This window comes from Cupriavidus sp. 8B (assembly GCF_054589115.1).
In genome coordinates this window covers 57952-68935 of the sequence record NZ_BAAILO010000243.1, presented here as the reverse complement: position 1 = coordinate 68935, position 10984 = coordinate 57952, and the positions used below count along the sequence as shown (strand labels likewise).

General features: G+C 67.5%; 13 protein-coding genes. All 13 read left to right on the top strand.

Annotated features, from left to right (window positions below; genetic code table 11):
- The first annotated feature begins 209 nt into the window (after positions 1-209).
- The 13 genes from ACYP5B_RS23185 (at position 210) to soxB (ending at position 10972) form a co-directional block, all read left to right on the top strand.
- A complete protein-coding gene (locus ACYP5B_RS23185) occupies positions 210-536 on the top strand; it encodes a c-type cytochrome (RefSeq protein WP_318231772.1) in 327 nt (108 codons plus the stop codon).
- Between the two features lie 36 nt (positions 537-572).
- Entirely contained in the window at positions 573-1835 is a 1263-nt protein-coding gene (locus ACYP5B_RS23180; RefSeq protein ID WP_400094475.1) for an FCSD flavin-binding domain-containing protein, read from the top strand.
- A gap of 117 nt (positions 1836-1952) precedes the next feature.
- Positions 1953-2360 (top strand): ArsR/SmtB family transcription factor, encoded by a 408-nt coding sequence (locus tag ACYP5B_RS23175; protein ID WP_043350505.1) that lies wholly within the window; start codon positions 1953-1955, stop codon positions 2358-2360.
- Positions 2361-2497: 137 nt separating this feature from the next.
- Positions 2498-3862, top strand: a complete 1365-nt coding sequence (soxC, locus tag ACYP5B_RS23170; RefSeq protein ID WP_459571227.1) for a sulfite dehydrogenase — start codon at positions 2498-2500, stop codon at positions 3860-3862.
- Complete coding sequence (locus ACYP5B_RS23165; RefSeq protein WP_459571226.1) at positions 3846-4904, top strand: c-type cytochrome; 1059 nt, start codon at positions 3846-3848, stop codon at positions 4902-4904. The genes soxC and ACYP5B_RS23165 overlap by 17 nt, the downstream gene beginning before the upstream one ends.
- A 127-nt stretch (positions 4905-5031) precedes the next feature.
- Positions 5032-5361 carry a c-type cytochrome gene (locus tag ACYP5B_RS23160; protein ID WP_267604677.1) on the top strand — a complete coding sequence of 110 codons (330 nt, stop codon included), beginning with the start codon at positions 5032-5034 and terminating at the stop codon, positions 5359-5361.
- 170 nt (positions 5362-5531) lie between these two features.
- Positions 5532-5987, top strand: coding sequence for a thiosulfate oxidation carrier protein SoxY (soxY, locus tag ACYP5B_RS23155; RefSeq protein ID WP_267604676.1), 456 nt, complete (start codon positions 5532-5534; stop codon positions 5985-5987).
- Positions 5988-6050: 63 nt separating this feature from the next.
- Entirely contained in the window at positions 6051-6362 is a 312-nt protein-coding gene (gene soxZ / locus ACYP5B_RS23150) for a thiosulfate oxidation carrier complex protein SoxZ (protein ID WP_267604675.1), read from the top strand.
- 133 nt (positions 6363-6495) lie between these two features.
- Positions 6496-6951 (top strand): DsrE family protein, encoded by a 456-nt coding sequence (locus tag ACYP5B_RS23145; protein WP_267604674.1) that lies wholly within the window; start codon positions 6496-6498, stop codon positions 6949-6951.
- Positions 6952-7075: 124 nt separating this feature from the next.
- A complete protein-coding gene (gene soxA, locus ACYP5B_RS23140; RefSeq protein WP_400094478.1) occupies positions 7076-7900 on the top strand; it encodes a sulfur oxidation c-type cytochrome SoxA in 825 nt (274 codons plus the stop codon).
- 17 nt (positions 7901-7917) lie between these two features.
- Positions 7918-8616, top strand: coding sequence for a sulfur oxidation c-type cytochrome SoxX (gene soxX / locus ACYP5B_RS23135; protein WP_459571225.1), 699 nt, complete (start codon positions 7918-7920; stop codon positions 8614-8616).
- Between the two features lie 24 nt (positions 8617-8640).
- A complete protein-coding gene (locus ACYP5B_RS23130; RefSeq protein WP_400094481.1) occupies positions 8641-9153 on the top strand; it encodes a TlpA family protein disulfide reductase in 513 nt (170 codons plus the stop codon).
- A gap of 97 nt (positions 9154-9250) precedes the next feature.
- Complete coding sequence (soxB, locus tag ACYP5B_RS23125; RefSeq protein ID WP_459571224.1) at positions 9251-10972, top strand: thiosulfohydrolase SoxB; 1722 nt, start codon at positions 9251-9253, stop codon at positions 10970-10972.
- Positions 10973-10984 lie beyond the last annotated feature (12 nt).

Sequence of the window (10984 nt, the reverse complement as noted above, 5' to 3'; positions counted from 1 at the left end):
CCTGCCCTGAACGCACCGGCGCGAAAAGCCGGGCCAACGGGCTCCGGCTTTTCGCGCAGTGCCGTCTCGCCATCTAGCCGACTCTGCCTACGCTTCCCGCGCCTGGCAGCAGCCGGCGCAGTTTGATCTGCGGATTTCGCATCACATGCGCGCGCTGCGCTGTGTTAGGGTTGGCACGCCCTCGCGGCGCGACCCCGGAGCGAACACCCATGAACCAGACCCCCACACTGGCTGCCCTGACGGCGCTGGCGCTGCTGGCCTTGCCAGCCGGCGCGCGCGCACAGGCGCCCGACGCCACCGCGCTGCAGGCGCGCAACTGGGCCGCCGCCTGCGCCGGCTGCCACGGCCCGGCAGGCCGCGCGCCTGCGGGCAGCGTGGTGCCAAGCCTGGCCGGGCGCGACCAGTCCGAGCTGGTCCGGCAGATGCAGGACTTCAAGCAAGGCAAGCGCGAGGCCACCGTGATGCAGCAGATCGCCAAGGGCTACAGCGACCAGCAGATCGAGGCCATCGCGGGCTGGTTCGCCGCCGTGCGCTGACCCTGCAATCCGGAAACCCGGCAAGGAGACATCCAGATGCAACGACGCGAATTTCTCGGCGCGCTGGCCGGCACGGCCATGTTCGGTACGCTTGGCGCGCAGGCTGCGACCCGCAAGGCAAGAGTGGTGGTGGTAGGCGGCGGCTATGGCGGCGCCACTGCCGCGCGCTACCTGCGCGAATGGAGCGGCCAGGGCATCGAGGTCACGCTGGTCGAGCCCAACGCCAGCTTTGTGTCTTGCCCGCTGTCCAACCTGGTGCTGGCCGGCAGCAAGCGCATCGGCGACATCACCTTGTCCTACGATGCGCTGGCAAAACGCCACGGCGTCAAGGTCGTGCGCGACCATGTCAGCGCGATCGATGCTGCGCGCCGTGAGGTGCGCCTGGCCGGCGGCGGTACGCTGGCCTACGACAAGCTGGTGCTGTCGCCCGGCGTGGACGTGCTCTCCAGCGAAATCCCGGGCCTGGCCCAGCCCGGTGGCGACCAGATCCTGCATGCCTGGAAGGCCGGCCCGCAAACGGTGGCCCTGCGCCTACAGCTCGAGGCCATGCGCGACGGCGGCACCTTCGCCATCACCATTCCGCTTGCGCCGTATCGCTGCCCGCCTGGCCCCTACGAGCGCGCGTGCCTGGTCGCGGACTATTTCACCCGCGCCAAGCCGCGCAGCAAGGTGCTGATCCTCGACGCCAATCCCGACGTCACCTCCAAGGGCGCGCTGTTCAAGCAGGTCTGGGCCACGCGCTACAAGGGCATGGTCGAGTACCGGCCACAGTACAACACCATCGACGTGGACCCCGCCACCCGCACGCTCAAGTTCGAGGTGCAGGACGACGAGCGCGCCGATGTGCTCAACGTGCTGCCGCCGCAGCGCGCCGGAGCCATCGCCGTGGCAAGCGGGCTGGCCACCGCCAACGGCCGCTGGTGCGAGGTCGATTTCCTCACCTTCGAGTCGAAGGCCGCGCCTAGCATCCATGTGCTGGGCGACGCCATCCAGATCGCGCCGTTGATGCCCAAGTCGGGCCATATGGCCAACCAGCACGGCAAGGTGGCGGCCGCGGCCATCGTGTCGCTGCTCGCTGGCCACGCGCCCAACCCCGAGCCGCTGTACAACAACACCTGCTACAGCTTCACCTCCGAGCGCGAGGCCATCCATGTCGCCAGCGTGCATCGCTACGATGCCGCGCAGGAGACCATGGTCACGGTGCCCGGATCGGGCGGACTGTCGCCCGCGCCGAACACGTTGGAAGGCACCTATGCGCAGGCGTGGGCGGATGCCATCTGGACCGATATGCTGGGCTGAGGCAAGAAGCCCGGCGCTGTCACGATGCGCACCGGCAACGGTGCGCTAGAGCTTATGTCCCCTAGCTTGCTAGCGCAGCCTGAATCTGGAAGCACCGCACAAAGGGGTAAACACTATATGCGCAATTACGCATATACGAATATATTGAACGGCATGGATGAGATGGATCGCGTGTTCGAAAAAGTGTCGGGGTATTTCAGCCTGCTGGCAGAGCCCACCAGGCTGAAGATCCTGCACGCCCTGTGCGATGGCGAGAAGCCGGTGGGCACCGTGGTGGAGACGGTGGGATCGTCGCAGACCAATGTGTCGCGCCATCTCACCGCGATGTACCGCGCGGGCGTGCTGTCGCGCCGCAAGGAGGCTAACCTTGTCTTCTACGCCATCGAGGACGAGAGCGTGATCGAGCTGTGCCGCACGGTCTGCGTGCAGGTGGCCAGCCGGCTGGAAGACAACGCTTTGCCAGCAAGCATGGTCGATCGCTTCATGCCGCAGGCCACTCCGGCACCGCGTCGGCGCAGCCGCTAAGGCAACGCGCCGGGCGGCCGGGCTGGCACGCTCGCACACAGGTTTGACGGCAGCCGTCCGCTTGCGCGGGCGCTGACCCACAACAGGTTCGCCGACGGCGCCTTTGGCGCCGCACGCGCGATCCGGAGGAGACCGCAGTGCCGGAACAGAGCCGCCCCGGGCGCATCGTGCGTGCGCCGGAGCATTTCGTCAGCGCCTCGCTGCAGCAAGACATCACGCAGCATGGCGTAGGCGCGTCCGACAGCCCTCGCCGCGACTTCCTGCGCAAGAGCTTCCTGGGCGCAGCAGCCGCGCTGGCCGCCAGCGTCGCCGGCCGGGCTCGCGCAGCGGATGGCGCTGCCGGCGACGACGCCATCCTCACCCCGCAACCCTGGGCCACCACGCTCGGCCAGCCGGTTGCCGCGCATCCCTACGGCCAGCCCTCTTCATTCGAGAAAAACCTGGTGCGCCGCGAGTCCCCCGGCCTTACGCGGGTGTCGGCGGCCTCGGTATCCTTCGCCCCGCTGCAAGGCTTCTTCGGCATCATCACGCCCAACGGCCTGCACTTCGAGCGCCATCATCAAGGCTGGCAGGACATCGATCCGGCTCGCCACCGCCTGATGATCAACGGCCTGGTGAAGGCGCCACGCGTCTACACCATGGACGACCTGATGCGGCTGCCCGCGGTGTCGCGCATGCACTTCATCGAGTGCGGCGCCAATACCGGCATGGAGTGGAGCAACGTGGCGGTGCCCACGGTGCAATACACCCACGGCATGCTGTCGTGCTGCGAATTCACCGGCGTGCCGCTCAAGGTCCTGCTCGACGATGCCGGCGCGGACTTCAAGCGCGGGCGCTACCTGCTGGCCGAAGGCGGCGACGGTTCGGGCATGACCCGCACCATCCCGATGGAGCTGGCCGACGAGATCATCGTGGCCTGGGGCATGAACGGCGAGATGTTGCGCCCTGAAAACGGCTACCCGCTGCGCCTGGTGGTGCCGGGCGTGCAGGGCGTGTCGTGGGTCAAGTGGCTGCGGCGGCTGGAGCTCGGCGACCAGCCGTGGAACACCAAGGACGAGACCGTGCACTACGTGGACATGATGCCCGACGGCATGCTGCGCCAGTACACCTCGATCCAGGAGTGCAAGTCCGTCATCACCACGCCCTCGGGCGGGCAGCAACTGGTGGGACGCGGTTTCTACAACATCAGCGGGCTGGCGTGGTCCGGGCGCGGGCGCGTGAAGCGCGTCGATGTCTCCGTCGACGGCGGGCGCAACTGGCGCACCGCGCGGCTGGAAACGCCCGTGCTGTCCAAATGCCTGACGCGCTTCAACCTGGACTGGGTGTGGGACGGCTCCCCGGCCATCCTGCAAAGCCGCGCCATCGACGAGACCGGCTATGTGCAGCCCCGCCTGGCGCAACTGCGCGCGGTGCGCGGCGCGCGCTCGATCTATCACAACAACGCCATCCAGAGCTGGCAGGTGGCCGATAGCGGCGAGGTCTCCAATGTCCACGTTGACTAACTTGACCAACGCCGGGCGCGCGGCATTACTTGTTTGCGCTGCCGCGCTGTGCGGGCAAGCGGCGATGGCCGCCGCGCCGGCCGACAGCGCGCGCGCGGCGCTCGGCCGCACCGCCACGCCGGCCGAGGTCAAGGCGTGGGATATCGATGTGCGCCCCGACTTCCAAGGCCTGCCCAAGGGCCGCGGCACGGTGTCGCAGGGCCAGGCCGTCTGGGACGGCAAATGCGCATCGTGCCATGGCGATTTCGGTGAATCCAACGAGGTGTTCTCGCCCATCGTCGGCGGCACCACCGCCGAGGACATCAAGCGCGGACGCGTTGCCTCGCTCACCGGCAACCAGCCGTACCGCACCACGCTGATGAAAGTCAGCACGGTCAGCACGCTGTGGGACTACATCCACCGCGCGATGCCGTGGAACGCGCCCAGGAGCTTGTCCGCCGACGACGTCTACGCAGTCACGGCCTACCTGCTCAACCTGGGCGATATCGTGCCGGCGGACTTCACGCTGTCGGATCGCAATATCGCCGAGGTGCAGCAAAGAATGCCGAACCGCAACGGCATGACGCTGCAGCATGGCCTGTGGCCCGGGCGCGGCCAGGCGGATACGCGCAATACGGCGTGCATGAAGGATTGCACGCCCACGGTCAAGGTCGTCTCGACCATGCCGGCCTACGCCCGCGATGCCCACGGCGACCTGGCGGCGCAGCAGCGCACCGTGGGGCCCACGCGGGGCTGGGCTGCCGGTGGCGGCGCCAGCGCGCCCGCGGCAGCCATCCCGGCCGCACCCGGCGAGACGGCGGGCGCGAAGCTGGCCAGCCAGTACCAGTGCATGGCCTGCCACGCCACCGATCGCAAGCTGGTCGGCCCGAGCTTTGCCGAAGTCGCACGCAGGTACAAGGGGCAGGATGCGCAGGACGCGCTTGCCCACAAGATCCGGGCGGGCGGGCAGGGCGCCTGGGGCAGCATGCCGATGCCGCCGCAAGCGCGGATTCCCGATTCCGACCTGCGTACCGTGGTGGCGTGGATTCTTGAGGCAAAATAGCGGACTGGCCGCCCCATGCCCAGAGGCGCGGCCAGCGCGCCGCCGCGCCGGCCGTGCCGACAGGCAGCACTGGCAGCGAGCGGGCTTTTCGCCGTCCCCACGGCTCTTCATAGTTCGGAGCATATCCATGAAGCAGTTTGTCATCGCAACGCTGATGCTGGCTTGCGCCGCCTCGGCCAACGCTGCGGTCGATGCCGCCAAGGCCCAGGAAATCGCCAACAAGAACGCCTGCATGGGCTGCCACCAGGTCGACAAGAAGCTGGTTGGCCCGGCCTACAAGGACGTGGCGACCAAGTACAAGGGCGACAAGAACGCGCTGGCAACGCTGACCAAGAAGGTCAAGAGCGGTGGTGCTGGCGTCTGGGGCCCGGTGCCGATGCCCGCCAATGCCGCTTTGAGCGATGCCGACCTGAAGACGGTCGTGGAGTGGGTGCTGGCAGGCGCCCCGGCCAAGTAAGCACAGCCAGGGCAAGCCCTGCCCGGACCGGTTACGGCTTCGGGACCCAGGGGGCGCCGATGGCGCCCCCATGCAAGGGCGGCAATGCACCGCCCGCTGCCGTGCGAAAAAGGCGCGGCAAGCTAACAGAAAACCAAGCCGGAACGGAAAACGCAGGAGAAAAGGAAACAATGCATTCAAAACGACGAGACGTATTGCGGGTCACCTCCGTGCTCGCACTGATGGCCGCCACCGGGCTGATCAGCAAGGCGCAGGCGGCGGAGTGGAACAAGACCGCCTTCGACGGCAAGAGCGTGGCCGACGTCATCAAGGCGTTTGGCGGCAGCGGAACCGACAAGAGCACCGCCATTGTCTTTACCGCCCCCGACATCGCCGAGAACGGCGCCGTGGTGCCGGTCGCCGTGACCAGCAACATCCCTGGCACCGAGCAGATCGCCATCCTGGTGGAAAAGAACCCCAACACGCTGGCAGCGGATTTCATCATCCCGGCCGGCACCGAGCCCTTCGTCTCCACGCGGGTGAAGATGGGCCAGACCTCGATGGTGTATGCCGCCGTCAAGGCCGGCGGCAAATGGTACGTGGCGTCCAAGGAAATCAAGGTGACGCTGGGCGGCTGCGGCGGCTGAGGCCGCGCTCCCATCCACCCAAGCGGATTTCCCGCCCCACCATTACCTGAAAGAGGAAAGAACATGGCAGACCCGATGCGCGTACGTGCCGCCGAGAGCGGCGGTGTGGTCGACGTCAAGATCCTGATGAAGCACGACATGGAAACCGGCCAGCGCAAGGATGCGTCCGGCAAGACCATTCCGGCCTGGCATATCCAGACCGTCACGGCTCAGTGCAAAGGCAAGGACGTATTCCAGGCCCAGTTCGGCCCGGCGGTGTCCAAGGATCCCTTCCTGAACTTCAAGTTCAAGGGCGGCGCCAAGGGCGACAAGGTCACGGTGACCTGGATCGACAACCGCGGCGACAAGCGGACCGACGAAGCGACCATTTCCTGATCGGGCCGGGCACTGGCTAGTCGTACCGGCCTGACCGAGCGGGGGGCTGCATCCTCTGCTATGGTTCAGGTCGAATGTCGGGCCCGGGCCGGCGCATGGTGCGCGCGGGGGCGCGACCGGAAGGATAGCAATCATGCGGCGAGCATTTATTCGAGCAACGGCGGCACTGGCGGCGATCGGCTTGACGGCCAAGGCAGCGGCGCAAGCGGCGCCGGCGGCTGCCGGCAAGGGCGGGCGCGTCAAGGTGGTCTACCAGCTGTCCGAGGGCACGGACCAGGCGGTGCGCGCCATGGCCAACCTGCGCAACCACCTGAACGCCGCGCCGGACACCAAGATCGTGGTGGTGGCGTTTGGCTACGGCGTGGACTTCATCGTGGAAGGCGCGCGTGACGCGCGCGGCAATACGTTCGAGGCCGCCGTCGGTGCGCTGGCCGCCTCCGGCGTCGAGTTCCGCGTTTGCCGCAATACGCTCACGGCGCGCAAGATTCCCGAATCCAGCCTGCTGATGGAAGCCAAGGTGGTGCCTGCTGGCGTGGTGGAAGTGGCCAAGCTGCAATTCGATGAAGGCTACGCCTACATCAAGCCGTAAGTAATACCCGGGCACAAGGCGGCACAAACCGGGCGCCATGCAACGGGAAGACAAGCAATAAGACCGGCCCGCACGGCCTGGCGCCACACGGCGGCAGGCCCCCGAGGCCCCGAGGAGAAGCCCCATGAAAACGATCAGACGCCGCCACACCGGCGCCGCGCTGGCGCTGGCCGGCACCGTGGCGCTCGCCGCCACGGCGGTGCACGCCCAGGGCAGCACCGCCGAGGAAATCGCCAAGTACCGGCAGATGCTCGCCGAGGGCAACCCGGCGGAGCTGTGGGAAGCCGCCGGCGAAGAACTCTGGAAGAAGCCAGCCGGCCCCAAGAACGCCTCGCTCGAGCAATGCGACCTGGGCAAGGGCCCCGGCGTGACCAAGGGCGCCTACGCCGAGCTGCCGCGCCTGTTCAAGGACACCGGCCGCGTGATGGACCTGGAGCAACGCCTGGCCTACTGCCGGGTAACGCTGCAGGGCCTGACCCAGGAAGAGGCGCTGAAGAATCCCTTCGCCTCCACCGGCAAGCCGTCCGACATCGAGCGCCTGGTGGCATTCCTGGCCGGCGAGTCGCGCGGCGTCAAGATGAACGTGGAGCTGAACCACCCCGAAGAAAAGCGCGTGTATGCCCTCGGCCAGAAGATGTTCTTCTACCGTGGCGGCGCCTACGACTTCGCCTGCGCCACCTGCCACGCCGTCGACGGCCAGCGCATCCGCCTGCAAGAGCTGCCCAACCTGCTGACCAAGCAGGGCGCGCAGGCCGCCTACACCACGTGGCCGGCCTACCGCGTCTCGCAGGGCGAGGTACGCTCGATGCAGCACCGCCTCTACGACTGCCTGCGCCAGCAGCGCTTTCCCGAACCCGCCTATGGCTCCGACGTGATCACCGCGCTGAGCCTGTTCCTCGCCAGGAACGCCAACGGCGGCACCTATGATGGCCCGGCCATGAAGCGCTGAGAATAGGGAGAGCAGAGATGAAGCAAGCGCATAAATACGCACAAGGCACGCTGGCCGCGGCCACGTTCGCCATGCTGGCCTGCATGGGCGGCATGGCGAACGCACAGGACAGCGCCAAGCCGGCCAAGGCCGCAAAACCTGCCAACGTCGCCGCCAAGGTCGCCGCTGTCGGCGACGCCGACATGAGGAAGCTGATCGAAAGCTCCTTCACCTCCAAGGGACCCGCCACGGTCGAAGGCGTGCTCGATCGTGACGCCATGCAGAAGGCCTGCAGCGACTACCCGGACCGCTCCAAGGTGCCGGCCGCGGTGGCCAAGAAGATCGAGGCCGCCGAGTTCAAGCAGATCAAGTACCCATCCGACAAGCAATGGCTGGGCGACTGGAAGGAGGGCGAGAAGACCGCCCAGAACGGCCGCGGCATGCAGTTCTCCGACGCGGTCGGCGGCACGAACGGCGCCAACTGCTACGCCTGCCACCAGATGACCAAGGCCGAGATCTCGTTCGGCAATATCGGCCCGTCGCTGTACCAGTACGGCAAGCTGCGCGGCGATTCGGAAGCTGTGCTCAAGTACACCTGGGGCAAGATCTGGGATTCCAGCGCGTTCGCAGCCTGCTCCAACATGCCGCGCTTCGGGCACAAGGGCATCCTCACCGAGCAGCAGATCCGCGACGTGATGGCGCTGCTGCTGGACCCGGCCTCGCCGGTCAACCAGTAAGGCACCGCGATGACACCCAGGCGCATGGCCGGCACCCTCCGGCGCGCACTCCCATGCGCGCTGCTGCTCGCCGCGCTGGCCGGGAGCGGCGCGGCCGCCGCGCTGGAGGTAGGCGACACGGTGCGCCTGCCGCCGGTGAAGTTGCTCGACGGCAGCGTCGTGACACCCGCCGACCTGGCCGGCAGGCCGCTGGTGGTGGAAGTCTGGGCATCGTGGTGCCCCTTCTGCGCGCTGCAGAACCCGCGCCTGCAAACGCTCTACACCAGTACCGGTGGCGCGCGTGGCGGGCTGCAGGTGCTGGCGCTCAGCATCGACAAGGATCCCAAGGACGCCACCACCTACATGGCGAAACACGGCTACACCTTCCCGGCCGCGATGGACACGCCCGCGCTGCGCGCCGCGCTCGGCAAGCGCAAGGGGTTGCCCGAGCTGTACGTGATCGACGGCCACGGCAAGGTCGTGCAGAAGGAAGTCGGCGAGATGCTGGAAGAAGAAGTCGCGGCGCTGGCCAGGTACGCCACGCCAACGCAGAAGTAGCCGCCTGCGGCCACCTCGGCCACACCGGCCGCCTCAGCCACGAGATGCCGGGTCGCAAGAGCCTGACACCGGCACATGACATGCACAGGACGAGACAATGAACCGACGCGAGTTCCTGCAGGTGCTGGCTATCGCCGGCGCCGGCGGCATGACCTTTCCCGCCACCGACGCACAAGCCGCGCAGGCCGCCGGCAAGCTCTACGACGTGCCGCGCTTCGGCAACGTGCACCTGCTGCATTTCACCGATTGCCACGCGCAGCTGCGCCCGCTGCATTTTCGCGAGCCCAACGTCAACCTCGGCGTGGGTGACTACGCGGGCAAGCCGCCGCACCTCGTCGGGCAGGCCTTCCTGCGCCACTACGGCATCGCCCCCGGCAGCGCGCAGGCGCATGCGTTCACCTATCTTGATTTCGCCGAAGCGGCCCGCCGCTATGGCAAGGTTGGCGGCTTTGCCCACCTCGCCACGCTGATCAAGCAGCTCAAGGCCGGCCGGCCCGGCGCGCTGCTGCTCGACGGCGGCGATACCTGGCAGGGTTCGGCCACCGCGCTTTGGACGCGCGGGCAGGACATGGTCGACGCCGCGCTGGCGCTGGGCGTGGACGTGATGACCCCGCACTGGGAAATGACGCTCGGCGCCGAACGCGTCACCGAGATCGTCGAGCGCGACTTCAAGGGCAAGGTCGCCTTCCTCGCGCAGAACATCAAGACCAACGACTTCGGCGATCCCGTCTTCGACCCCTACGTCGTCCGCGAAATGAACGGCGTGCCGGTGGCCATCATCGGCCAGGCCTTTCCCTACACGCCGATCGCCAACCCGCGCTACTTCACGCCCGACTGGACCTTCGGCATCCAGGAAGAAAACCTGCAGCAGGTCATCGACCAGGCCCGCGGCAAGGGAGCGCAGGTGGTCGTGCTGCTGTCGCACAACGGCATGGACGTGGACCTCAAGCTCGCCTCGCGCGTGCGCGGGCTCGACGCCATCCTCGGCGGCCACACGCACGACGGCATGCCCGCGCCGGCGGCGGTCAAGAACGCCGGCGGCACCACGCTGGTCACCAACGCCGGCTCCAACGGCAAGTTCCTCGGCGTGCTCGACTTCGACGTCAAGGGCGGCAGGGTCAGCGATTTCCGCTACCGCCTGCTGCCGGTCTTCGCCAACGACCTGGCTGCCGATTCCGCCATGGACGCGCTCATCGCCAAGGTGCGCGCGCCGTATGAGAAGCAACTCGGCGAGGTTCTCGCGCGCAACAGCGGCCTGCTGTACCGCCGCGGCAATTTCAACGGCACGTTCGACCAGCTGATCCTGGATGGCCTGATGGATGTGCAGGGCGCCGAGATCGCCTTCTCGCCGGGCTTTCGCTGGGGCACCACGTTGCTGCCCGGGCAGGCCATCACCATGGAACACCTGATGGACCAGACCGCCATCACGTATCCCCACACCACCGTCACCGCGATGAGCGGCGAGACCATCAAGACCATACTCGAAGACGTGGCCGACAACTTGTTCAACCCGGATCCCTACTACCAGCAAGGCGGCGACATGGTGCGCGTGGGCGGCCTGCAATACACCATCGACCCCACCGCGGCGATGGGAAAACGCATCACCGAGATGCGCCTCAAGGGCCAGCCCATCGACGCCGCCAAGACCTACAAGGTGGCCGGCTGGGCGCCCGTCTCGGAAGAAGCCCGCCAGAACGGCAGCCCCCCGATCTGGGACCTGATGGCCCAATGGCTGCGCGCCTGCGGCGAGGTCACCGCCCGCCCGCTGAACCTGCCGACGGTGCGCGGCATGGCCGGCAACGCAGGCATCGCAACGTGATTGAACAACCGC

What these genes read in the sequence shown, in the direction of transcription:
- ACYP5B_RS23185 (WP_318231772.1), top strand. Translation starts at nt 210, where the DNA reads ATGAACCAGACCCCCACACTGGCTGCCCTGACGGCGCTGGCGCTGCTG.
- ACYP5B_RS23180 (WP_400094475.1), top strand. Translation starts at nt 573, where the DNA reads ATGCAACGACGCGAATTTCTCGGCGCGCTGGCCGGCACGGCCATGTTC.
- ACYP5B_RS23175 (WP_043350505.1), top strand. Translation starts at nt 1,953, where the DNA reads ATGCGCAATTACGCATATACGAATATATTGAACGGCATGGATGAGATG.
- ACYP5B_RS23165 (WP_459571226.1), top strand. Translation starts at nt 3,846, where the DNA reads ATGTCCACGTTGACTAACTTGACCAACGCCGGGCGCGCGGCATTACTT.
- ACYP5B_RS23160 (WP_267604677.1), top strand. Translation starts at nt 5,032, where the DNA reads ATGAAGCAGTTTGTCATCGCAACGCTGATGCTGGCTTGCGCCGCCTCG.
- soxY (WP_267604676.1), top strand. Translation starts at nt 5,532, where the DNA reads ATGCATTCAAAACGACGAGACGTATTGCGGGTCACCTCCGTGCTCGCA.
- soxZ (WP_267604675.1), top strand. Translation starts at nt 6,051, where the DNA reads ATGGCAGACCCGATGCGCGTACGTGCCGCCGAGAGCGGCGGTGTGGTC.
- ACYP5B_RS23145 (WP_267604674.1), top strand. Translation starts at nt 6,496, where the DNA reads ATGCGGCGAGCATTTATTCGAGCAACGGCGGCACTGGCGGCGATCGGC.
- soxA (WP_400094478.1), top strand. Translation starts at nt 7,076, where the DNA reads ATGAAAACGATCAGACGCCGCCACACCGGCGCCGCGCTGGCGCTGGCC.
- soxX (WP_459571225.1), top strand. Translation starts at nt 7,918, where the DNA reads ATGAAGCAAGCGCATAAATACGCACAAGGCACGCTGGCCGCGGCCACG.
- ACYP5B_RS23130 (WP_400094481.1), top strand. Translation starts at nt 8,641, where the DNA reads ATGGCCGGCACCCTCCGGCGCGCACTCCCATGCGCGCTGCTGCTCGCC.
- soxB (WP_459571224.1), top strand. Translation starts at nt 9,251, where the DNA reads ATGAACCGACGCGAGTTCCTGCAGGTGCTGGCTATCGCCGGCGCCGGC.